This window comes from Streptomyces sp. GLSS-08 (assembly GCF_056387915.1).
The window spans coordinates 1-21,123 of the sequence record NZ_JBWJAQ010000030.1; the positions used below are offsets into that span (position 1 = coordinate 1).

Consider the following 21,123-nt stretch of genomic DNA (forward strand, 5'->3'; position numbering starts at 1 on the left):
CCCACCCCCACACACACCCAACCCAAACCCCCACCCCCCACCCGAGACACCCCCCATCAGCCAATCCGAAGACTGACCGGCTCGCCTGTCGGCCGATAACTAGTCGAAGAAGAGCAAACGACAACAAAGGATGCACAACGAACGACCCGGACGGCCGTGCCCCGGAGCCGGCGGGCCTCCGCGGGCACGAGGCCTGTTTGCCCGCGTGCCCATGGGTACTCGGAGAGGGCACGCCGACAAGGCATGGCTGTACATCGTGATCTTGACCGTCGGTTGCACGACCGACCGAGGTTGGTCAGGTCCGGCTGCCGCGACGCCTACCACGACAACCGCTGAGCGGAACCGATTCGTCAGGAGCATCTGCATGGCAGGCAAGGAGTCGAGCATCCAGCGGAAGAGGTCGGTGCCCGGGCCGCTGGCGGAGCGGGCCGGCTGGGACGCGGTGGACCTGCGCGCGGTCGACACCGCGCGGCTGCTGGCGGCCGATGCGGTCCAGAGGGCAGGCAACGGCCATCCCGGGACAGCGATGAGCCTGGCCCCGCTCGCGTACCTGCTCTTCCAGAACGTCATGCGTCACGACCCGAACGACGACCAGTGGCTGGGGCGCGACCGGTTCGTCCTCTCCTGCGGACACTCGAGCCTGACGCTGTACATCCAGCTCTACCTCTCCGGGTACGGGCTGGAACTCCCCGACCTGGAGTCGTACCGGACCTGGGACTCGGCCACCCCCGGCCACCCGGAGTACCGTCACACCCGCGGCGTGGAGATCACAACCGGCCCGCTGGGCCAGGGTCTGGCGAGCGCCGTGGGCATGGCGATGGCCGCGCGCCGTGAACGCGGTCTGCTGGATCCCGACGCCGCGCCGGGCGCCAGCCCGTTCGACCACCACGTCTACGTGATCGCCTCGGACGGCGACATGATGGAAGGCGTCACCTCCGAGGCCGCCTCACTGGCCGGCCATCAGGAGCTGGGCAACCTGATCACGTTCTACGACTCCAACCACATCTCCATCGAGGACGACACCGACGTCTCCTTCAGCGAGGACGTTCCCGCCCGGTACGCCGCCTACGGCTGGCACGTGCAGACCGTGGACTGGACGCGCACCGGCTCGTACGTCGAGGACGTCGACGCGGTACTGGCCGCCGTCGAGGAGGCCAGGCGCGAGACCGGCCGCCCGTCGCTGATCATGCTGCGCACCCTGATCGGCTGGCCCGCGCCGAACAAGCAGAACACCGGGAAGGCGCACGGCTCGGCACTGGGCGACGACGAGGTCGCTGCCACCAAGCAGGTGCTCGGCTTCGCCCCGGAGCGCACCTTCACCGTGGAGGACGACGTGCTGCGCCGGGCCCGCGCGGTGGCCGACCGGGGCCGTGAAGCGCATGCGGAGTGGGAGCGCGGCTTCGCCGCGTGGCGGGAGTCTCACCCGGACCGTGCCGCGCTGCTCGACCGGCTCCAGGCGCAGGAGCTGCCCGAGGGCTGGGCCGACGCTCTGCCGACGTTCCCGCCCGACGCGAAGGGCATGGCCACCCGAAAGGCGTCCGGCCAGGTCCTCAGCGCACTGGCGCCGGTGCTGCCGGAGCTGTGGGGCGGCTCGGCGGACCTGGCCGAGAGCAACAACACGACCATGGACGGCGAGCCCTCCTTCGTCCCCGCCGACCGGCAGACCAAGGAGTGGAAGGGCGGCCCGTACGGCCGCACACTGCACTTCGGCATCCGCGAGCACGCGATGGGTTCCATCCTCAACGGCATCGCCCTGCAGAGCCTGACCCGCCCCTACGGCGGCACCTTCCTCACGTTCTCGGACTACATGCGCCCCGCCGTACGCCTGGCCGCGCTGATGAAGCTGCCCGCCATCTACGTCTGGACCCACGACTCCATCGGTCTGGGCGAGGACGGCCCCACCCACCAGCCCGTGGAACACCTGGCGGCCCTGCGCGCCATCCCCGGCCTGGACGTGGTGCGCCCCGCCGACGCGAACGAGACCGCAGTCTGCTGGCACACCGTCCTGGAACACACGGACCGGCCCGCCGGTCTGATCCTCACCCGGCAGAACCTGCCCGTCCTCGACCGCGACACCGGAGAGTACGCCCCCGCGCACGGCGCGGCCCGAGGCGCATACGTCCTGGCCGACACGGCGGACGGCGCCGCGCCGGACGTCATCCTGATCGCGACAGGTTCCGAGGTCCAGATCGCCCTGGACGCCCGCGAACTGCTGGCGGCCGACGATCTCGCGGTGCGGGTGGTGTCGATGCCGTGCCGCGAGTGGTTCGCCGCCCAGCCCCTCTCCTACCAGGACGAGGTCCTGCCACCGTCCGTACGCGCACGGGTCAGCGTCGAGGCCGCGGTCGGACAGGGTTGGCGCGAGGTGGTCGGCGACGCAGGACGGATCGTGAGCCTGGAGCACTACGGCGCCTCCGCCGACTACCAGCGCCTGTACGCCGAGTTCGGGATCACGCCGCAGGCGGTCGCCGAAGCCGCCCACGACAGCGTGCGCGACACCCGCCAGGCACCACGTCCCGGCGGCCACCAGCGCACCTCCGCCCCCACCGACGGCGGCACCGGCGACCACCCCTGACGGCCCGCCTCACGGCCGGTTCGGCGGGACACGCCCGCCTGGCGGGCATCCGAGGACCCACACCGACAGAATGAGCGGACGCCCGGCACCCGCGCGCAAAGGGAATTCGACTTTCCGCCTGGCCGGGGTGTGCCACCACCCCGGGGGACTCGGTCGAATACACCAAAAAAGCCGGTGCGCTACCACCTCGGAGGGGAGACCGCCGCCATGCGGGCGGACAGCGTGACCGAGACGACGACCAGGCTCGTCGTCTTGTTTCAGGATGACCGCGCAAAGTGCGGCGAAGCCCCCGGCCTACGAGCGGTCCAGGTGACGGCCGGCGTTCCAAGCAGGCCACCCCGCGATGCCGGCGGGGCTCATGGACCAGTGGGGTACCGCGACCTCTGTGCTGTCGATCTCCTCCTCCCGGCATCCACTTCGGTGACGACGCAGTCGCCCTCGCACTGACCCGGCACGTCAACGAAGCGGGCAACGACCTCAAGCGCGGCCGCCCCGACCGGTTTGGACACTTCGCGTCCCTGCCTGTTGCGGAGGCTGAGGCCGTCACAGCGAACTGCGCCAGGAACTGCAGGCAGCACCGCCGGCTTTGACCGGCAGTCAGCCGCCGGCCGGTTCAAGGTGGCTGGCGGCGCGCCGGTCCGGGTCGTCGACGCCGAATCTCGTGCCAGGGCTCGCCGCGCGTCAGCCGAAGCGGAGTCTCGACCGGGTTGCTCGGCCCGCGGCCGGCCCGGTCAAGGGCGCTTCTAGGATGGTCGGTGGTTCGCTCGGGTTTCGCTTGTGGTTTGTGGCCCAGGTGTTTGTAGTAGGTATCGGCGCCCTTCGAAGGGCAAGACGGGGAGGATGTTGCGCATGGCCCACGCCCCACCGGTTGTCCGTCCACGCCACTGTCTCCCACCAGAGCATCCCCGGTCAGCGAGGCACGTCGGCGCAGGTTCTGTACGAAGCCGGACCCTGGAACCGGCACGAGGCATTCCTGTGCTGCCCGCCCACCACGGTGGCCACAGCCTGGAAGGCCTCCTGTACCAGGGCACACCACGGGCCCACATCCGCCACGAACCGATCGCCACTCCCGTCCTCACCGCCCCCTTCACGCCGGCCAGGCCCAGTCAGGAGAACGACTCGCTGTGACGTACCACGATGCCATCCCCTCACAGGGCGAGCGACGACTGCAGACCCGACTCGGCACCGGCGAACGCGCCGAAACTTTCTACGACCGACAGGTCCACGCACACCTCACCGACGCCATGCGTGACTTCATCCGTCGCCAGTCCATGGTCTTCCTGTCCACCGCCGACGCCCAAGGCCACTGCGACGCCAGCTTCCGCGCCGGCCCCCCGGGTTTCGTCACCGTCCTGGACGACCACACCCTGACCTACCCCGAGTACCGCGGCAACGGTGTCCTGGCCAGTGCCGGAAACGTCACCGAGAACCCGCACATCGGTCTGCTCTTCATGGACTTCACCCACGACCACATCGGGCTGCACGTCAACGGCTCGGCCCGGCTCCTCACCGACGAGGAACTGCGTACCGTCCACCCTGAGATACCCGCAGACACCGCCCCCGGGCGCCAACCCGCGCTATGGACGCTCATCACCCTCCACGAGGCCTATGTGCACTGCTCCAAACACATCCCGCATCTCGAACCCGCCCCCCGCACCCTGAAACTCGCGCGCACACGCCCCAAGGACGCCGACTATTTCACCGAAACCCCCGGGGTGGAGGTCGAGGCACACTCCCCCGCGTCACCTCCGCCAGAACAGGTGGTGCGTCACGCCGCTCGGGCTGGGCACGGTCTCCAGGTGGAACCGGTCGAGTAGCTCATCCGGGGACTGCCAGAGTTGTAGTCCGAACCCGAGCGTCACCGGCGAGACCGCGACATGCATGGTGTCGACGAGGTCAGCATCGAGGAACTGCCGGATGGTGGTGACCCCGCCGCCGAGTCGGACGTCCTTGCCCTGCGACGCTTCGCGCGCCCGTTCGAGGACGGTGGCCGGGTCGCCGTCGACGAAGTGGAACGTGGTGTCGGAGAGCGTGAACGACGGACGCCTGTGGTGGGTCATGACGAACACCGGTGTGTGGAACGGGGGTTCCTCGCCCCACCAACCGCGCCACTCATGGTCCTGCCAGGGCCCGCGCTGGGGCCCGAACTTGTTGCGGCCCATGATCTCGGCCCCGATGTTGCGTGCGAAGTCGCGCGTGAAGTAGTCGTCGAGTCCCCTGCTTCCTCCGGGATCCGTGCGCATGGGCCAGCTCGCCGTGGCTCCGGCCCAGGCGAACAGCCTCCCGGGATCGACGTGGCCGAACGGTTGCTCGAGACTCTGGTCGGCACCGGCACCGATCCCGTCACTCGAGACCCCGAAGTTCATGACTCTCAGTAGTTGATCCATGCGGTTCCTCGTCAGGTCTGTCGCGTCATCGTGTGGCCGGGCGGCCGCATACCCATACGTCGAATGGGACGCGGCCGGATCGACAGCGGCCCGCAGGTTTTCCAGGCGTGTCAGGAAGTGGCCCCTGTTGGCAGTGTGCCCGTGGCGGACACGGACGGCATCAAGGTGGCCGTGGCAGCCATTAACGGGCGTCGCAACGGACGGGCAGCCTCGACCGAAACCCCAGCCGCCTTCTGAGTGCATGACGTCGGAAGACAGCGGCGTCGGCCTCCGCCATGTGCAGGGATCCGGACGACGTCGGCGAAAGGCTCCATCAGGCTGAGCAGGGTCCCTTGCCTCAGTCAGGCGAGCGTCAGGCGCTCAATGCCGCCAGCACCATGGATTTGGCTTCCTCCTGGATCCGGCTCAGGTGGTCCGGGCCGAGGAAGGACTCCGCGTAGATCTTGTAGACGTCCTCGGTGCCCGAAGGGCGGGCCGCGAACCAGGCGTTCTCGGTGGCGACCTTCACTCCGCCGAGGGCGGCGCCGTTGCCCGGGGCTTCGGTGAGGACCGTGGTCACCGGCTCGCCGGCCAGGGTGTCCGCGGTGACCTGGCGCGGGGACAGCTTGGCGAGCAGTGCCTTCTCCTCGCGGGAGGCCGGGGCGTCGATGCGCGCGTAGGCGGGGGCGCCGAAGCGGTCGGTGAGCTGCGCGTAGTGCTGCGAGGGCGTCTTGCCGGTCACGGCTGTGATCTCGGAGGCGAGGAGGGCCAGGATGATGCCGTCCTTGTCGGTGGTCCACACCGAGCCGTCGCGGCGCAGGAAGGACGCACCGGCGGACTCCTCGCCGCCGAAGCCGAGTGTGGCGTCGACCAGTCCGTCCACGAACCATTTGAACCCCACGGGGACCTCGACCAGTTGCCTGCCGACGTCCGCCGCGACCCGGTCGATCATGCTGGACGACACCAGGGTCTTGCCGATCCCGGCGCCCGCCGGCCACTGTTCCCGGTGCGCGAACAGGTACGAGATCGCCACTGCGAGGTAGTGGTTGGGGTTCATCAGTCCCCCGTCCGGTGTGACGATGCCGTGCCGGTCGGCGTCGGCGTCGTTGCCGGTGGCGATGTCGAACCGGTCACGCTGCTCGATGAGCGAGGCCATGGCGTACGGCGAGGAGCAGTCCATGCGGATCTTGCCGTCCCAGTCCAGCGTCATGAAGCGCCAGGTGGGGTCGGTGAGCGGGTTCACCACCGTCAGGTCGAGCCTGTGCTGTTCGGCGATGCGGCCCCAGTAGGCGACCGAGGCGCCGCCCAGGGGATCCGCGCCGATCCGTACGCCGGCGGTCCGGATCGCCTCGAGGTCCAGCACGTTCGGCAGGTCGGTCACATAGGTGCCGAGGAAGTCGTGGCGGCCGGTGCCGGGTGCGGCCAGGGCTCGGGCGTAGGGGATGCGCCGTACGTCCTTCAGTCCCGCGGTGATGATCTCGTTGGCGCGGTCCTGGATCCAGGAGGTCGCCTCGGAGCCGGCAGGGCCGCCGCTGGGAGGGTTGTACTTGAAGCCGCCGTCGGCCGGCGGGTTGTGCGAAGGGGTGATGACGACACCGTCGGCGAGGCCGGACGTACGGTTCCGGTTGTGGGTGAGGATGGCGTGCGAGACCGCCGGAGTGGGCGTGTAGCCGTCGGCCCGGTCGATGAGAACGGTCACGTCGTTGGCCGCGAACACCTCCAGTGCCGTGATCCGCGCGGGCTCGGACAGGGCGTGGGTGTCCGCGCCGAGGAAGAGAGGGCCGGTGGTGGCCTGGGCGGCGCGGTACTCGCAGATGGCCTGGCTGGTGGCTGCGATGTGGTCTTCGTTGAACGCCGTTGCGAGGGAGGAGCCTCGGTGTCCCGAGGTACCGAAAGACACGCGTTGCCCGGGATCGGCCGGGTCGGGGTGCAGCGCGTAGTACGCCGTGACCAGACGCGCCACATCGACAAGGTCCCCGGGGCCGGCAATCTGCCCTGCTCGCGCGTCCTGCATCTGTCCGCTCCTCCGCAAAGTCGACTGCTGGGTACCGCCCCATTCTTCCCTGCCCAGCCCGCCCGGACCCACACCGAACGGCCATCGCGGGTACACATCCTGGACTGATACGGCGCCGACGCGTCGGCAGCGGTCGCCCCATCGACGACGGACTCGACCTGCCGCTCCCCTGCCCGGTGTGTCGTGAGCGGGACAGGGGCCTGTCCCCGGGCGGCCGCCGGCTGGACACGCTCGGCCTGCTGCTCCTCCCCCTCCCCCGGTCTCGCCCTGCTCCTGGCGGCCGCCGGCTGGACACTCCTCGTCAGCGGCGGCGGCAGCGCGGGCCGGTCCATCGAGGCGGGCGGCAGGTCCGCCTACGGGGCGGCAAGCTCGCGCGCGCCGTCCGCGCACCCGTACAGCCCCACCCCCGCGCTCCCGCACCCCCGTACAGTGGAAGGGGCGTTTTCGTCCCTGTTGTGACCGTTCACCTCCCGCACCATCCACCTCTCGGGAGCGCTCATGCCCCACCCGTCCACCTCCCCGGACGAGGACTCCGGCACCCTGTTCGGGCTCGACGCCCTGGCTCCCGCCCCCGCGCCGGGCGGCGGCGCCCCGGGTTTCAGGGACTCCCCCGCCGCGCGGCGTCTGCTGCCCGTACGGGAGATCCACGCCGAGCCCGCGGCGGTCGCATCCGCGCGCGGTCGGCAGATCCTCGCCCGCTTCCCCCAGGCGCAGGTCGTCGAGGTGGACTCCCACTGGCGCATCCCCGGCCTGCACGGCAACGAGGGCAACGTGGCACGCTGGGTGCGGATCAAGGGCGAGACGCTCGTGCTCGGGGAGCGCAGGTCGCCGAGCACGCGCCCGAACGGCCGCTCCGCCGACTGGATCGCCCCGGGCGCCTCCAACGGCTGCGCGATGGCCTGCGCCTACTGCTACGTGCCCCGCCGCAAGGGCTACGCCAACCCGATCACCGTCTTCACCAACATCGAGCAGATCATCGCCCACATCGGTCGGCACATCGCCCGCCAAGGCCCCAAACGCGAGCCCAACCAATGTGATCCCACCGCGTGGGTGTACGACATCGGCGAGAACGGCGACTGCTCGGTGGACGCCCTGATCTGCGACAACACCGCCGACCTCGTCCACGCCTTCCGGCAGTGGCCCACCGCCAAGGCGTCGTTCGCGACCAAATTCGTCAACCCCGACCTGCTGGCCCTCGACCCGCGCGGACGCACCCGCATCCGCATGTCGGTGATGCCTCCGCAGGACTCCCGGCTGCTGGACGTACGCACCTCACCCGTCGCCGAACGCATCGCCGCCGCCGCCGACTTCCTGGACGCCGGCTACGAGGTCCACTTCAACCTCTCCCCCGTCGTGGTACGCCCCGGCTGGGAGGAGGCCTGGACACAGCTCCTGACGCACCTCGACGACGTGCTGCCGGCCCGGGTGAAGCAGCAGGCCGCCGCCGAAGTGATCATGCTGACGCACAACCGGGAGCTGCACGAGGTCAACCTCGGCTGGCACCCCCAGGCCGAGGACGTCCTGTGGCGGCCGGAGCTGCAGGAGACCAAACGGTCCCAGAACGGCGCACTGAACGTGCGCTACGCGGGCCCCGTCAAGGCACAGGCGGTGAATCGGCTGCGTGAACTCATCGCCGCCCGCACCCCATGGCTGCGCATCCGCTACGCCTTCTGAAACCAGCTGCGCCTCAACCGCTACGCATTCCGAGCCTACGGAAGACCTGCACCCTGCGGCCCGGCTGAAGACGAAGCCCACGTTGGTGACGTACTCGTACGTCCGGCGTCACCGGCGGTCGGCCGGTGGCAGACGGACCTCCAGCCGGGTCAGGAGGAGGGCGGTGTGCCGGCCGGCGGGAAAGAGGGCGCGCAGGGGCGGTGGAGCGTCGACGCGGACGTCGACGTGGGCACGGCGCGCCAGGCCCCGCGCGCCCACGCGGGTGAGGAGGAGGGTGCCGCCGGGGCCGAGCTGGGCCAGCGGCAGCAGCCCGGGCACATACACCGGCATGGGGATCCAGCCGGTGCCGCCCACGCGGAGTTCGATGCGCCACCCGTCGCCGACCGCCGCACTCCGGGCGCCGCAGCCGCCCGCGCCCACCTGCCGCGGCTCGTGGGTGAAGCGGGCCAGGGTCTTGGGAAGGGCCCAGTTCTCCCGGCCGGCGGCCAGGCCGGCGGGGGAGCTCACGGCCATGAAAGGCACGGTGGCGAACAGGGCCCCGGCCCGCCGGTAGACCACCACCGCGGTGACCTCGTCGTAGGGGCCCACCGGTGTCGCCTCGTAGCGGATCAGCGCGCCCACCACCATGACCGGGGTGGCGTTCACGCGGACCCGGGCCGCAACCACCTTCTCCAGGGCAGCGCGGGCACCGACGCCGGGACGCACGGCCCAGCACAGGGCCCGGGCACGCACCTCCCACGGGGCCGGTGCCCGGCTGCCCGGCGACGCGGGCCGCTCCCGCGCGCTCAAAGCGATACCCGGGACGCCTGCGAGCCGGGCGAGAACACGGTGCATACGGACGACCTTCCTCCGTGGTTTGCGGTCTCGCAGCAGTTCACCTCCGCCGAGGTGCCGAAGTCGGCCAATGCGGCCAGTGCGGCCACCGAATGCTCCGGCGGCGGGTGCGTTGCCGAACGGTCTCCCGCCCTCCCGGACACGCACCGCGGGCGACCGGGCGCTCAGAGCGAAACACCGGGCTGCGGACTCGGCAGGCAGGCGGACCGGATGCGACCAGACAGGCGAACCGGGCGCAAGCCGAAGGCGGCGGGCACGGGCACGGGTCACGTGCGAGCGGGCGGACGGCTACCGGCGGCACGCGGGCCGGGTACGGACACGAACGGGCCGGCCGACCGGACTGCCGGCCCGGGCCGGGCGGCCTCAAGCTGCGGCCACGGGCGGGCCGGGCACGGGCGGGGCCGGCCCGGCCCGCGGGCATGGCGTGGGGATGGTCGTGCCGGACGGTCAGGCGCCGATCTTGGCGGCCATCGCCTCCAGCGCCGCCGCGACCTCGCGGATCTCGTGTTCCGAGGGGACCGCCGTGCCCAGCCGGTCGGCAAGGTCAGCGCGGGTGAGCAGGACAGCGGCCCCGCGGTAGGCGTCGGAGGCGAGCAAGGCGGACTCGACCACCTCGGCCCGCCCCTCCAGCAGGACGAGCGCGGCATCGTCGTCGTCTGAGCCGAGCAGCTCCCGGACATGACTTTCGCTGATCATCTTCGGATCACCCTTCCGCCCAACGGGGCCACCCGAGTACCCCGCTGGCCGCGATACACGTCGATCGGCCCCGACACAACCCCCCGTCGGATCGAGAGAGGGCCAGGCGGGGGCGGGCCGAGGGAGGGAACCGGCGGCCCGGGGTCGGCCGTGCGGGTGACGGCGGGCGTACACCGGGCGGGGCGGGTACGGAGTGCGGGCGCTCAGCGCCAAGTATGGCCGTCTTCCGCTTATGGAGTGAGATCTTGTCCGCCCTGGGTAACCGGGCGTACCCGCCACCGGCTGAGGAGACACAGGTGACCTTCAACCCCCTCGAACAGCGCGGTATCCCGCTCGACCGGCAGCTCAGGAACTGGCGTGAGCTGAACGTCAAGCCGATCGACCCCGACCACAGCGACCCGTACACCCGATGCCGCATCATCACGATGAACGGCATCGAGGTCGAAGCGATCATGTTCAGCCACCAACTGGCCCGCAACACGGTCGATCCGGAGGTCAAACGGCAGCTGGCGCAGACCCGCTACATCGAAGCACAGCAGCAGAAGGTGGTGAACTGGCTGCTGCCGGGCGTCTCGTCGGTCCTGGAGACGACGATCGCGTACGAGCAGGTCGCCGTCGACCTCACCGCCTGGATCGCCCGGATGGAACCCGACCCCTACCTGCGGCAGGCCTACCAGTTCGGGGTGCTGGAGGACTTCGACCACCTGTACCGGTACGCGAACCTGTACGAGATGATCGAGCACCGCAAGGCGGAGTCGATCGTCGACCAGCTCACCGAAGTCATGCCGGGCCGGCCCACCAGGTTCCACCACCGTCACCCGGTCGACAACGTGCGCGAGGCCTACGCCAAGGACGAGACGGACCCGCTGTCGAAGCTGCACGCGCTGACGGTCATGTCGGCCGAGCAGCAGACGATGAACTTCTACATGAACACAGGCCCCACCTACATGGAGCCGATCGCCCGCCAGCTCTACCAGGAGATCGGCCTCATCGAGGAGGAACACGTCACCCACTACGAGTCGCTCGTCGACCCCGGTGAGACGTGGTGGGAGCAGCTGGTCAACCACGAGTACAACGAGTGCTACCTGTACTACTCCTTCATGGAGCAGGAGAGCGACCCCCGCATCAAGGCGATCTGGGAACTGCACCTGAACATGGAGCTGGAACACCTGCACCAGGCCTGCGACCTGATGCGCCGTCATGACGGGCGGGACCCGGCCTCGGTGCTGGCGCCGGAGCTGCCGAACGTGCTCACCTTCGAGCCGAACAAGGCGTATCTGCGCGAGCTGCTGGACACGCAGATCGATCTGACGACGCTCGGCGCGGGCTACGTCCGGGAGGCGCACGAGCGGTTCGAGAAGATGCAGGAGCAGATCCACGGTGGCGAGGCGCCGCCCAGTGACCGGGTCATGACCGAGCATCAGGAGATGTTCGGCCGCGAGTACCGCGTGCAGACCGAGGGCGAGCACCCCGACCCTGCCCAGCGAGAGAAGTGAGGGATTCTGCCATGACGCAGCTTCACACTCCCCAGGCCGGTGACGACGGCGCGCCGGACGACGACGTGGTGGCCCTGCTGACACGCCAGCACGGCGACATCCGCAACCTCTTCGACGAGGTCGAAGCGGCCGGCGGTGACGCCCGCCAGGAGGCCTTCCACCGGCTGGTCCGCCTGCTGGCCGTGCACGAGACGGCGGAGGAGGAGGTCGTGCACCCCTTCGTGCGCCGCAACGTGACGGGCGGGGACGAGATCGTGGACGCCCGTCTCGGTGAGGAACGTGCCGCCAAGGAAACCCTCAGCACACTGGACGAGACCGACACCCGCGACCCGAAGTTCATGCCTCAGTTCCTGGCTCTGCGCGCCGATGTCCAGGAACACGCTCGGGCCGAGGAACGCTACGAGTTCCCCCACATCCGCCGCAGCACCGACGCGGCCTCGCTCGCCGCGCTGGCCAAGGGCGTCAAGGCTGCCGAAGCCATGGCACCCACCCGTCCGCGCCCGGGCGTGGAGTCCGCGAAGGCCAACATGGCGCTGGGCCCCGTAGCCGCATTGATGGACCGCACCCGCGACGCGGTACGCAAGGCCATGGGCGACGGCTGAGGCCCTCCTGCCGGTCGGCGGCCGCGGTGCAGCCCGGCCGTCGACCGGCAAGTGGCCGAGCGAGCGTGCTTCATGTCCCGTTCCTACCTCGCCCGGCGAGGTCACCGGGGGCAGGCGGAAGAGGACCTCGCGGCCGTCCTTCAAGGCCGGGGGTCCGTGCGGTGCCAGCGGGGGCGTGCGTCGCCGCCGCGGTGTCCCGCGACGGAGGCGCAGCGTGGGCATTGGCGTCGCACCCGGTCCGCAGCGCCCCCGGACTGCGGGAAGGTGTCCTGCCAGGTGACGTGGGGGAAGCGGATTAGCTGGGAGCGGCTGAGGGACAGTCCGCAGACGGTCTGGTTCATGCCCTGCCCCCAGGCGTGGACCTCTCCAGCGGGCAGTCGACGCCGCCCCTCCTCCTCGTCGATCCACTGGCCGGAGGCGGCGACCGCGTATTGCCTGACGCGGCTCATGCCGAGCGCGGCGGAGGACCGACTCCGGTGTGGCGGCCCGGCACCATCGCTGCGTGACGCTGACCAGGTCCCGGGCCTGAGCGGGCGGCCAGGGCATCGGCAACGGCGCCGGTGGCGAACGCGTAGACGGTCTTGTGCAGCACGTCCACGAGCAGCTCTGCCCGCGGCCAGGTCTGCGGCGGAGCGCCGACGCCGGTGGCGTTCTCCAGTATCTGGTCGGCGGTCAGGCGTACGACTGTGAACTTGCCCGAGGACAGGGGCCCACGCAGACCGGCGTGGGCCATGACCGACCGCAGGATGCCCATGGCAGCGGCCTGGCCCACATGCATGGCCCAGTTCGAAGCGACCGGTGCTGCCCCTTCCGGCATGCCCGCCAGCCGCTTCATGGTCCGGCCCGGGACGTACGAGTCGGGCCGCCCGGTGAGGCGCTGCTCCGCCTTCTCCCCGAGTGTCATCGCTGCCGCACCGACGGCCCCTGCGATCAGTCCCTGCCACAAAGCCTGCTTCATCATGCGCGCCGGGTACCCGGGTCCTGCCACTCATCACCCGGACCTGCGAAGAGTCCCAGCGGTCTGGGTTCCCCGGCTTGTCAGGACCCGCGGCTCTCAGAAGGAGATGATGCGGGCGATGAAGTAGGCAGCCACGATCACAGCCCCGGCGACGATGAGGAAGATCCAGATCCTCGGGTGTTCCCATGGACCGCCGTCAGCCCGCTCCTGATGGGCTTCGGCGGTGGAACCTTCTGCCGGTGGTGTCTCTTCGGGAGGGACGAGCGGTTCCGTCATACTTCAACCCTCCTCCACGCACGGGCCACGCGCACCCGCTGCGCCTCCCTGAGAGGGCTGCTCGGCGCTGCTGGGCTGCGCCGATGTCGGCTGGTCACAGATGACAGCGTGCTGCGCACCCCGACGGCGCCCAGGACATCGCAGGCGAGCTGCTCCGTCAGGCAGAGCTACCGCTGTTCGGGAACCGCCATCTCCCCGAGGAGTGACCAGTCGTCCTGCGGAACGGTCGCGTTCACGATGCGCGGTGTCTCCAGCAGATGGGGCGGCAGCGTCTGCTGCGCAGCCTTGAAGTGTGCGGACTGCACATGGGTGACCCCGGCCTCGTCGTCGCGGAAGGCCTCGATGAGGACGTACTCGGTCGGCTCCTCAACGCTGCGCGACCAGTCGAACCACAGGCAGCCGGGCTCGGCGCGCGTGGCCCGGGTGAAGTCGGCGGCGATCTCGGGCCAGCGGTCGGCGTGCTCGGGACGGACTCGGAACTTGGCGGTGATGAAGATCATGGGATTCCTTCACTGAAGTCTGTGTGTCTCGCATCTGACAGGTGTCGCGTACGGCACGGGCAGGGACGACGAGGCGATCTCTATTGCGGGCAGCCGGGCCTCTGCCTTCTTTCCGGCCGCGCCATCAGGACTCATGGCGAGACGATGGTACGAGTCCGGCTTGCCGTCCCCGGCTTACGGACCGCCCCGACACCGGAGCGTCGTGGTATTTCGCCCCACCGGCCCGCGGCCCCCCGACGCGCGCCGGTGGGGCGGCCGGGGGCGCGGGCATGCCCGGAGGTCGTCACGACCGGAGTACCAACTGGCCGTCCGCGTACGGAAGTACCTTGGCGCGCGGCAGGTGCACGAGGACCTCCTCGCCGACCGGAACTCCATCCTCCCGCGGCGTCTTGGCCCTGATGAGCTGCCCGGCGACCTCCACCTCGAGCACGCGCTGCGCGCCGTGGTCGCTGACTCCCCGCAGGCGGCCGGGGAAGGTGTTGGGGCCGGGGTCCGCGACGACCCTGACGTATTCGGGCCGGACGCCGACCTGGACGCCGGTCGTGCTGTAGGGGATGTCCCAGGCAACGGACAGCGTCCGGCCACCCAGCTCGAAGAGCCCGTCGTTGCGGTCGACGGTCAGGAAGTTCATCGCCGGTGAGCCGATGAAGTAGCCGACGTAGGTGGAGGAGGGCGCCTCGAAGAGCTGCTCCGGGGTGCCCTGCTGCACGGCACGGCCGTCCTTCATGACCAGCAACTCCTGCGCGAAACTCATGGCCTCGTACTGGTCGTGGGTCACATAGATCACCGTGGGCTGGAACTGTTCGGTGATCTGACGGATCTTGCGCCGCAGCGAGTGCTTGAGCTGCGGGTCTATAACGGTCAGCGGCTCGTCCATCAGGACGGCCGCCACGTCGTCACGGACCAGGCCGCGGCCGAGCGAGATCAGCTGCTTGTCGTCGGCGGTGAGGCCGCGGGCAGGCTGGCGCAGCCGGTCGTGCAGGTCCAGGGCCTCGGCGACCTGCCGCACCTTGGCGTCTATCCTCGTCCTGTCCCAGCGCCGGCACTGCAGCGGGAAAGCGAGGTTCTCGTAGACCGTCATCGACTTGTAGATGACGGGGAACTGGAACACCTGGGCGATGTTGCGCGCCTTCGTGGGCAGGGTGGTGACGTCGACGCCGTCGAACAGCACCTGTCCCCGGGATGGTCTGACCAGGCCGGACAGGATGTTCAGCAGCGTCGTCTTGCCGCAGCCCGAGGGGCCGACCAGCGCATAGGTCTTGCCGGACTCGAAGGTCAGTTCCAGCGGCTTGAGGGCCCACTGCTCCTCCTCGGCACCCGGCGCATACGCGTGCCCGATGTCGACGATGTCCAACTGGGCCATGTCAACGCCCTTCCACTGAAGCGAGCTCGTATGAGGGTGTCCGCACAAGGGTCCCCTGCTCGTCGAAGGCGAACAGCCGGTCGGGGCGGAGGCGAAGTTTGACCAGGTCGCCGAGGGCGACGTCGTGGATGCCCTGGACCTGTACGACGAAAGGGGTCCCGCCGACGACCACATGGACGAAGGTCTCGGAGCCGGAGATCTCGACGAAGGTGACCTCGGCCTCGACCCCGCTGGCAGCCAGGCTGACGTCGGTGGCGCGCAGGCCGAACTGGTAGGCACCGTCGGGCAGGTCGGTCAGATGCGCGGAGACGTCCGTGGCCTGCAAGCCGGCCCCCGTGACCTGGCCGCCCTCGGTCCGGCCCGCGAAGATGTTCATGGGCGGGTCGTTGATGATGGACGCCACCGTGGTGGTCGCCGGATGTTCGAAGACCTCCTGCGGGGTGCCGGTCTGGATGATCCGCCCCTCGTGCATGACCAGGACCACGTCCCCGAGCATCATCGCCTCGGCGGGTTCGGTGGTCGTGTAGATGACGATCGTGTCGCCCCGGTCCGAGAAGAGAGCCTTGAACTCGTCGCGCAGTTGTTCGCGCAACTTGTAGTCCAGGTTCGCCAACGGCTCGTCGAGCAGGAGGATGCCGGTACCGCGGGCCATGGCGCGAGCCATCGCGACGCGTTGCTGCTGGCCGCCGGAGAGTTGGGAGGGCTTGCGCTTCTCGAAGTCCGCAAGCCCCACGCTCGCCAGGCTCTGCCGGACCCGTTGCTGGATCTCGTGCCGTGACAGGCCGGCCCGCTTCAGCGGAAAGGCCACGTTGTCGAACACGTTGAGATGCGGGTAGTTGATGAACTGCTGGTAGACCATGGCGGTGTCGCGCCGCCACACCGGCGTCTTCAGGAAGTCGGCTCCCGCCAGGGTCAGCGAGCCGGAGTCCACTTTCTGCAGGCCCGCCAGGGCCCGCAGCAGCGTCGTCTTCCCGGCCATCGTCCGGCCGATGACGGTGTGGAGCCGTCCCGGCCGGAAGGTGGCGGACACGTTCTTGAGGTGGTGGACGCCGTCGAGGGTCAGGGACAGATCAGTTGCGCTGAGATTCATCGGACCGCTCCCGACAGGTTCCCCTTGGACAGTAGGCGCTCCACCCAGAGGGCGAGCAGGACCAGCGGTGCCACGCCGAAGAGCGCGGCGGCTGACAGCGTCCACCACGGTGGAATGGAGGAGTTGAGGGCGACGACCGCCTGGGGCAGGGTCTGGACCTCGGTGAAGGTCAGCCGGAAGGCGAAGAAGAAGTCGTTCCAGCCGAACACGGCGCAGAACATCGCGGCCACGGTCAACCCGGGCAGGGAGTTCGGCAGGATCGCCCGTACGAAGGTCTGGAACGGGGGGCAGCCGTCCAGCATCGCCATCTCGTCGATCTCCCGGGGGATGCCGTTGAAGAAGTCCACCATCACCCAGACCGCGATCGGCAGCAGCAGGGCGACCGTCACGATGACCAGGCCGGGGATGCTGTCCAGGAGGCCACCCCACTGCAGGAGGTAGAAGAAGGGGATGACCAGGACGACGGGCGGCATGATCCGTTGGGAGACGAAGAAGAAGACGATGTCGCTGTTCTTGATGAAGCCCAGCTTGAACCGGTACCGGGACAGCGCGTAGGCGGCCAGGGATCCCAGGGCAAGGCTGATGGCGGACGCGGCGATGGTGATGATCGCGCTGTTGATGAAGGGATCGATGACATCGATACCGCCGGCTCCGCCGAAGATGTTGCGCCAGCCGGTGAGGGTGGGCTTGTACTGCACCCAGGGGAGGTAGGTGGGACCGCCCTGGACGGCGTTGGCGTTCTTGAAACTGGTCGTCATCGCCCAGAGGAACGGTCCCGCGACGAAGCACGCCCACAGGGCGATCACGGTGTACTTGAATACGGGATAAAGGCGCGACCTCATGAGGCTCCCTTCAGTTTGAATGCCCTGGTGAGCAGGGCGGCGACGACCGTGAGCGTGACGGTCATCAGCACGAGGTAGGTCAGGGACATCGCCCCGCCGTAGCCGGTCTGCTGATCGCGGAGCCCCAGGATGTAGAGGTAGTAGCCCGGGGTCTCCGTGGAGGACCCCGGGCCGCCCGACGTCAGTACGTAGACGCTGTCGGACAGCTTGGAGGCCTCGATCAGCCGGATGATGACCGCCGCGACCGAGACCGGTGCCATCAGCGGGAAGGTCACCTTCCAGAAGGTGCGCCAGGTGCCGGCGCCGTCGATGGCGGCGGCCATGAACGGTTCCCTGGGAAGGCTGAGAAGGCCGGCCAGGAGCAACAGGAACATGAACGGCGTCCACTGCCAGACCTCGACGGTCATCAGCGCGATCAGCGCCGGACCGGACTCGGTGAGCCAGGGGATTCTCGTCAGGCCCAGCATCCCCAGCAGATCGTTGGCCGGTCCCAGTGACTCATGGAAGATCGTCTGCCAGATGGCGGCCATCACCACGGGCGTGGTCATCATGGGGACGAGGAAGAGCACCCGCCAGAATCTGCGACCGTGTACCCCGCGCCAGACGAGCAGGGCCATACCGAACCCGATGACGTACTGGATCAGGACCGTGCCGCCCGCCAGCAGGAGCAGCCGGGTGATGGAGGCCCAGAAGCGGCTGTCGTGCAGCATCGCCGTGTAGTTGGCGCCTCCGATGAAGTCCATCCGAGGGTTGCTGACGTTCCAGCCGGAGAAGCTGACACGGATGGTGAAAAGAAGCGGGAAGATGATGATCAGAAAGAGCGTGAGCAGTCCCGGCATCAGGAACATGCTCTTGTGCCGGCGCAGGCCGTCCATGGTTCTCCTTGCGGAAAGGGGCGGGCGCCCCCGGGTGACCGGCCATTCCGGTCCGGCCACCCGGGGCGTCCTGCAGTCGGTCAGGAGTTGTCCTCGAGCGCGACCACGTCGCGATAGGCGCTCTGGACCTTGTCCTTGCCGATCTCATCGGTGATCTTGGACCACTCCCTGGCCACGTCGTCCAGTGCCCGCTGGGGGGAGCTCTGTCCCGCCAGAGCCGCGGCGACACCGTTGGCCAGCGCGGACATGTACTGATTGACACCAGGAACGCGCAGGTCGAAGACGCGGTTGGTGCTCTTCTCCATGCCGGAGAGCGTGCGGACGTACGACTTGGCGACGTCCTTGGCCCAGCCCTGCTTCTCCCAGAACGCCGGGTCGAAGTGGGCGTTGCGGTAGGGGTTGACACCGAATCGGCCGATGGTCAGGTCGAGGGCGGTGTTGGCCTCGTTGCTGAAGAAGCAGAGGTAGTCGAAGGCCATCTGCTGGTGACGCGAGGCCTTGGCCACCGCCGAGGTCCATCCCCAGGTGAAGTACGGAGCCTGGTTCGCCTTCCTGTCCCACGACTTCGTCGTGCGGTTGTAGACCTCCGTGGAGCCCGGCAGCGGCGCCGCCTGGACCTTGTTGCGGATCCTGCTGTCAACCTGCTGGGCCTGGATGAAGGCGTCGTCCCAGGAGTAGGACATCAGCGTCTGGCCGCCTCCGAAGGAGAAGATCTCGTCTCCCAGGCCGAAGTTGGCGCCGCCGGGTGCCCAGGTCGACTTGGCCTCCACCATGTCGTCCAGGGCGCGGACGAAGCCCGGCGTGTTGATCAGCGGCTTCATGGTCTTGACGTCGAAGAAGACACCGCCCTCGACGTCCGGGTTCTTCACGTACGGCGCCGCCCGGCTGATGAACGCGGAGAAGGTCAGGTCGTCGCGCTTGGTCACCTCTGCACTGCCGTAGTTGGCCTTGCCGTCGCCGTCGAGGTCCCTGTCGCTGAAGAACTCGGCTGTCTCCTGGTACTCGGCCCACGTCCTGGGGACCTGAAGGTCCTTGCCCGTGGCCTTCCTGTACTCCGCCTGCCGCTCGGGGTCCTCCAGCACATCGGCGCGGACCTTGAGGTAGTGCCGGTCACCGTCCACCGGGTACTGCACGACCTTGCCGTTCCAGGTCGCCACGTCCATGTAGGCCTTGGTGACGTCCTTCATGCCGGGGCTGTTCAGGTACGTCTTCGGCACTGGGGCCAGATACGGGGCGATGTCGCCGATCCACAGGGACGGGTAGAACATGACGTCGTACGCCGGCTGGCCCGCCTGGAGCGGCGTGAGGATCTTCTGATGCAGCTCGCCGAAGGGGACGTTGACCACCTCGACCTTCCCGCCGGTGATGTCCTCGAACTGCTCGGCGTGCAGCTGGGTCGGTTCGCCGATGACGGGAACGGCGTGGCTGATGATCTTCAGCGTCTGTCCGGAGTAGTCCTTGCGGCTGATCGACTCGTAGCTGCACGGTCCGGGGACGTCCTTGGCCTTCGTCGCCGGGTAGTCGTTGCCGTACTTGTCGTAGCTGATCTGCGAGCCGGGCTTGAAGAGCGCGGTCTTGTCCTTGGGCTTTTGCTGTGCCTGGCTCTGGGCGGTGCATGCGGTGGCGGTCAGGGCCGCGACGGCGGTTACGGCGACCAGGGCTCTGTACGGTCTGCTGCGCATGGGGCTTCTCCTGCGGTGTCAGGGAATCAAGATCGCTCGGCCGCGTACGGCCCCGGTGTCCAGGTCGTCGAGGGCCTGCCGGAAGGAGGCGAGCGGGTATCGCCGGGTGTGCAGGGTGACCTTGTCCTGGGCGGCCAGGACCATCAGCTCGGAGAGGTCGTTGTAGGACCCCACGAGGTTGCCGATGAAGTTGATCTCCGTGGAGATGACGTCGATCGTCGGCACGTGGAGGTGGCCGCCGTAGCCGATGACGTAGTAGTTGCCGTTGCGGCGCAGGCAGGCCACGCCCGTCTCGACAGCACCCCCCTCACCGACGAAGTCCAGGACGGCCTCCGCGCCGTGACCGCCGGTGAGGTCCCGTACGCGGCCGACTTCGCTTCCGTCCGCGACGAGGGTGTGGTCCGCGCCCAGTTGTTCGGCCAGAGCCAGGGCTTCCGGACTGCGGTCGATGACGATCATCTCCACAGGCGACAGGGCCCGCAGCACCTGAATGCCGATGTGCCCGAGTCCGCCGGCGCCGATGACCAGGGCCTTGTCGCCCGGCCGCAGCGCTCGGGCCGCCTTGGCGACGGCGTGGTACGCCGTGAGCCCGGCGTCGGCCAGGGCCGCCACCGAGGCCGGCTCCAGGGACGGGGCGAGGGGCACGACGGAGCGGGCGCTGGTCTTGAGGTACTCGGCGTAGCCCCCGTCGGCGTCGATGCCGGGGAAGGCAGAGTTCATGCAGTGCACGTCGTCGCCGGCCCGGCAGGCGCGGCACAGACCGCAGGTCACCAGGGGATGCAGGATGACCGGGTCACCGACCTTGACGTTGGTGACGGCCTGCCCGACCTCCGCGACCCAGCCGGCGTTCTCGTGACCGATCGTGTACGGAAGGGTGACCCCGCTCTTCTCCTTCCACTGTCCTTCGAGGATGTGCAGATCGGTCCGGCAGACTCCGGCTCCCCCGATCTTCACGATCACATCCAGCGGACCGGTGATCTGTGGATCCGGCACGTCCATGAGCACGGGCGGCTCGTCGTACTCGATGACCTGCACGGCTTTCATAGCGGCTCCCTGCGAGTCGGCGGGTGGTGGTGCGCCGATTACACAGGCCGCCGCTCGCAGGTCGATGTCTCAGAATCCGTCCGCGAATGTCTCAATGTGATACACGCCGTAGGCGCCAGGCGGTCGAACTGGTCCAATCACTGCACCGAGGGATTGTGACGCGCGCAGTACGGGAGTGTTAATGCCCCGCCAACAACCCGGAAGCTCACTGAGAGCGGCCAAAGAGCTCTACCTGG

Annotated in this window: 20 protein-coding genes; 6 read left to right on the forward strand and 14 right to left on the reverse strand. The window is 69.0% G+C overall.

Annotated elements, in window-relative coordinates; translation table 11 throughout:
- Positions 1-364 precede the first annotated feature (364 nt).
- From tkt to AC0ZLC_RS32075, 3 genes are all read left to right on the forward strand, one after another.
- Positions 365-2,575: a transketolase gene (gene tkt / locus AC0ZLC_RS32065; RefSeq protein WP_476755450.1), complete on the forward strand. Its 2,211-nt coding sequence runs from the start codon at positions 365-367 to the stop codon at positions 2,573-2,575.
- Between the two features lie 975 nt (positions 2,576-3,550).
- Entirely contained in the window at positions 3,551-3,703 is a 153-nt protein-coding gene (locus tag AC0ZLC_RS32070; RefSeq protein WP_476755451.1) for a hypothetical protein, read from the forward strand.
- On the forward strand, positions 3,700-4,392 hold the full coding sequence (locus tag AC0ZLC_RS32075) for a pyridoxamine 5'-phosphate oxidase family protein (protein WP_476755452.1): 693 nt from the start codon (positions 3,700-3,702) through the stop codon (positions 4,390-4,392). The genes AC0ZLC_RS32070 and AC0ZLC_RS32075 overlap by 4 nt, the downstream gene beginning before the upstream one ends.
- On the opposite strand, the gene AC0ZLC_RS32080 is transcribed toward AC0ZLC_RS32075, so the two are convergent.
- Together AC0ZLC_RS32080 and pgm are read right to left on the reverse strand one after the other, a co-directional pair.
- A complete protein-coding gene (locus AC0ZLC_RS32080; RefSeq protein WP_476755453.1) occupies positions 4,318-4,962 on the reverse strand; it encodes a dihydrofolate reductase family protein in 645 nt (214 codons plus the stop codon). The two genes, AC0ZLC_RS32075 and AC0ZLC_RS32080, sit on opposite strands and share 75 nt — an antisense overlap.
- Positions 4,963-5,314: 352 nt before the next feature.
- Positions 5,315-6,955, reverse strand: coding sequence for a phosphoglucomutase (alpha-D-glucose-1,6-bisphosphate-dependent) (gene pgm / locus AC0ZLC_RS32085; protein WP_476755454.1), 1,641 nt, complete (start codon positions 6,953-6,955; stop codon positions 5,315-5,317).
- A gap of 498 nt (positions 6,956-7,453) precedes the next feature.
- On the opposite strand from pgm, the gene AC0ZLC_RS32090 reads away from it, so the two are divergent.
- Complete coding sequence (locus tag AC0ZLC_RS32090) at positions 7,454-8,629, forward strand: spore photoproduct lyase family protein (protein WP_476755455.1); 1,176 nt, start codon at positions 7,454-7,456, stop codon at positions 8,627-8,629.
- 108 nt (positions 8,630-8,737) lie between these two features.
- Here the strand turns inward: AC0ZLC_RS32090 and AC0ZLC_RS32095 are convergent, their stop codons facing one another.
- Complete coding sequence (locus AC0ZLC_RS32095; RefSeq protein ID WP_476755456.1) at positions 8,738-9,463, reverse strand: acetoacetate decarboxylase family protein; 726 nt, start codon at positions 9,461-9,463, stop codon at positions 8,738-8,740.
- A 447-nt stretch (positions 9,464-9,910) separates the two neighbouring features.
- Entirely contained in the window at positions 9,911-10,159 is a 249-nt protein-coding gene (locus AC0ZLC_RS32100; protein ID WP_476755457.1) for a hypothetical protein, read from the reverse strand.
- Positions 10,160-10,455: 296 nt separating this feature from the next.
- On the opposite strand from AC0ZLC_RS32100, the gene AC0ZLC_RS32105 reads away from it, so the two are divergent.
- Together AC0ZLC_RS32105 and AC0ZLC_RS32110 are read left to right on the forward strand one after the other, a co-directional pair.
- Positions 10,456-11,655 (forward strand): hypothetical protein, encoded by a 1,200-nt coding sequence (locus tag AC0ZLC_RS32105; protein ID WP_476755458.1) that lies wholly within the window; start codon positions 10,456-10,458, stop codon positions 11,653-11,655.
- A gap of 11 nt (positions 11,656-11,666) precedes the next feature.
- On the forward strand, positions 11,667-12,257 hold the full coding sequence (locus AC0ZLC_RS32110; RefSeq protein ID WP_476755459.1) for a hemerythrin domain-containing protein: 591 nt from the start codon (positions 11,667-11,669) through the stop codon (positions 12,255-12,257).
- 140 nt (positions 12,258-12,397) lie between these two features.
- Here AC0ZLC_RS32110 and AC0ZLC_RS32115 read toward each other — a convergent pair whose 3' ends face one another.
- The 10 genes from AC0ZLC_RS32115 to AC0ZLC_RS32160 all read right to left on the reverse strand — a co-directional run bounded on the left by AC0ZLC_RS32115 (position 12,398) and on the right by AC0ZLC_RS32160 (position 20,887).
- Entirely contained in the window at positions 12,398-12,706 is a 309-nt protein-coding gene (locus AC0ZLC_RS32115) for a hypothetical protein (protein WP_476755460.1), read from the reverse strand.
- Positions 12,703-13,218 carry a hypothetical protein gene (locus tag AC0ZLC_RS32120; protein WP_476755461.1) on the reverse strand — a complete coding sequence of 172 codons (516 nt, stop codon included), beginning with the start codon at positions 13,216-13,218 and terminating at the stop codon, positions 12,703-12,705. Before AC0ZLC_RS32120 ends, AC0ZLC_RS32115 begins: the two co-directional genes overlap by 4 nt.
- Positions 13,219-13,311: 93 nt before the next feature.
- On the reverse strand, positions 13,312-13,491 hold the full coding sequence (locus AC0ZLC_RS32125) for a DUF6480 family protein (RefSeq protein WP_476755462.1): 180 nt from the start codon (positions 13,489-13,491) through the stop codon (positions 13,312-13,314).
- Between the two features lie 167 nt (positions 13,492-13,658).
- The gene (locus tag AC0ZLC_RS32130; RefSeq protein WP_476755463.1) at positions 13,659-13,991 is read right to left on the reverse strand and encodes a putative quinol monooxygenase; all 333 of its coding nucleotides are present in this window, start codon (positions 13,989-13,991) and stop codon (positions 13,659-13,661) included.
- 283 nt (positions 13,992-14,274) lie between these two features.
- Positions 14,275-15,354, reverse strand: coding sequence for an ABC transporter ATP-binding protein (locus AC0ZLC_RS32135; protein WP_476755464.1), 1,080 nt, complete (start codon positions 15,352-15,354; stop codon positions 14,275-14,277).
- A gap of 1 nt (position 15,355) precedes the next feature.
- On the reverse strand, positions 15,356-16,444 hold the full coding sequence (locus AC0ZLC_RS32140) for an ABC transporter ATP-binding protein (protein WP_476755465.1): 1,089 nt from the start codon (positions 16,442-16,444) through the stop codon (positions 15,356-15,358).
- The gene (locus AC0ZLC_RS32145) at positions 16,441-17,286 is read right to left on the reverse strand and encodes a carbohydrate ABC transporter permease (RefSeq protein ID WP_476755466.1); all 846 of its coding nucleotides are present in this window, start codon (positions 17,284-17,286) and stop codon (positions 16,441-16,443) included. Before AC0ZLC_RS32145 ends, AC0ZLC_RS32140 begins: the two co-directional genes overlap by 4 nt.
- Positions 17,283-18,161, reverse strand: a complete 879-nt coding sequence (locus AC0ZLC_RS32150) for a carbohydrate ABC transporter permease (protein ID WP_476755467.1) — start codon at positions 18,159-18,161, stop codon at positions 17,283-17,285. Before AC0ZLC_RS32150 ends, AC0ZLC_RS32145 begins: the two co-directional genes overlap by 4 nt.
- Positions 18,162-18,241: 80 nt before the next feature.
- Entirely contained in the window at positions 18,242-19,843 is a 1,602-nt protein-coding gene (locus tag AC0ZLC_RS32155; RefSeq protein ID WP_476755468.1) for an extracellular solute-binding protein, read from the reverse strand.
- Positions 19,844-19,861: 18 nt separating this feature from the next.
- Positions 19,862-20,887 carry an NAD(P)-dependent alcohol dehydrogenase gene (locus AC0ZLC_RS32160; RefSeq protein WP_476755469.1) on the reverse strand — a complete coding sequence of 342 codons (1,026 nt, stop codon included), beginning with the start codon at positions 20,885-20,887 and terminating at the stop codon, positions 19,862-19,864.
- Between the last annotated feature and the right edge of the window lie 236 nt (positions 20,888-21,123).

Bases quoted from the DNA above. Each gene is read 5' to 3' on its own strand.
- AC0ZLC_RS32090 (WP_476755455.1), top strand. From the start codon at position 7,454: ATGCCCCACCCGTCCACCTCCCCGGACGAGGACTCCGGCACCCTGTTC.
- AC0ZLC_RS32095 (WP_476755456.1), bottom strand. From the start codon at position 9,463: ATGCACCGTGTTCTCGCCCGGCTCGCAGGCGTCCCGGGTATCGCTTTG.
- AC0ZLC_RS32115 (WP_476755460.1), bottom strand. From the start codon at position 12,706: ATGAGCCGCGTCAGGCAATACGCGGTCGCCGCCTCCGGCCAGTGGATC.
- AC0ZLC_RS32160 (WP_476755469.1), bottom strand. From the start codon at position 20,887: ATGAAAGCCGTGCAGGTCATCGAGTACGACGAGCCGCCCGTGCTCATG.
- AC0ZLC_RS32125 (WP_476755462.1), bottom strand. From the start codon at position 13,491: ATGACGGAACCGCTCGTCCCTCCCGAAGAGACACCACCGGCAGAAGGT.
- AC0ZLC_RS32145 (WP_476755466.1), bottom strand. From the start codon at position 17,286: ATGAGGTCGCGCCTTTATCCCGTATTCAAGTACACCGTGATCGCCCTG.
- AC0ZLC_RS32140 (WP_476755465.1), bottom strand. From the start codon at position 16,444: ATGAATCTCAGCGCAACTGATCTGTCCCTGACCCTCGACGGCGTCCAC.
- AC0ZLC_RS32150 (WP_476755467.1), bottom strand. From the start codon at position 18,161: ATGGACGGCCTGCGCCGGCACAAGAGCATGTTCCTGATGCCGGGACTG.
- AC0ZLC_RS32135 (WP_476755464.1), bottom strand. From the start codon at position 15,354: ATGGCCCAGTTGGACATCGTCGACATCGGGCACGCGTATGCGCCGGGT.
- AC0ZLC_RS32100 (WP_476755457.1), bottom strand. From the start codon at position 10,159: ATGATCAGCGAAAGTCATGTCCGGGAGCTGCTCGGCTCAGACGACGAC.
- tkt (WP_476755450.1), top strand. From the start codon at position 365: ATGGCAGGCAAGGAGTCGAGCATCCAGCGGAAGAGGTCGGTGCCCGGG.
- AC0ZLC_RS32110 (WP_476755459.1), top strand. From the start codon at position 11,667: ATGACGCAGCTTCACACTCCCCAGGCCGGTGACGACGGCGCGCCGGAC.
- AC0ZLC_RS32080 (WP_476755453.1), bottom strand. From the start codon at position 4,962: ATGGATCAACTACTGAGAGTCATGAACTTCGGGGTCTCGAGTGACGGG.
- pgm (WP_476755454.1), bottom strand. From the start codon at position 6,955: ATGCAGGACGCGCGAGCAGGGCAGATTGCCGGCCCCGGGGACCTTGTC.
- AC0ZLC_RS32120 (WP_476755461.1), bottom strand. From the start codon at position 13,218: ATGATGAAGCAGGCTTTGTGGCAGGGACTGATCGCAGGGGCCGTCGGT.
- AC0ZLC_RS32130 (WP_476755463.1), bottom strand. From the start codon at position 13,991: ATGATCTTCATCACCGCCAAGTTCCGAGTCCGTCCCGAGCACGCCGAC.
- AC0ZLC_RS32155 (WP_476755468.1), bottom strand. From the start codon at position 19,843: ATGCGCAGCAGACCGTACAGAGCCCTGGTCGCCGTAACCGCCGTCGCG.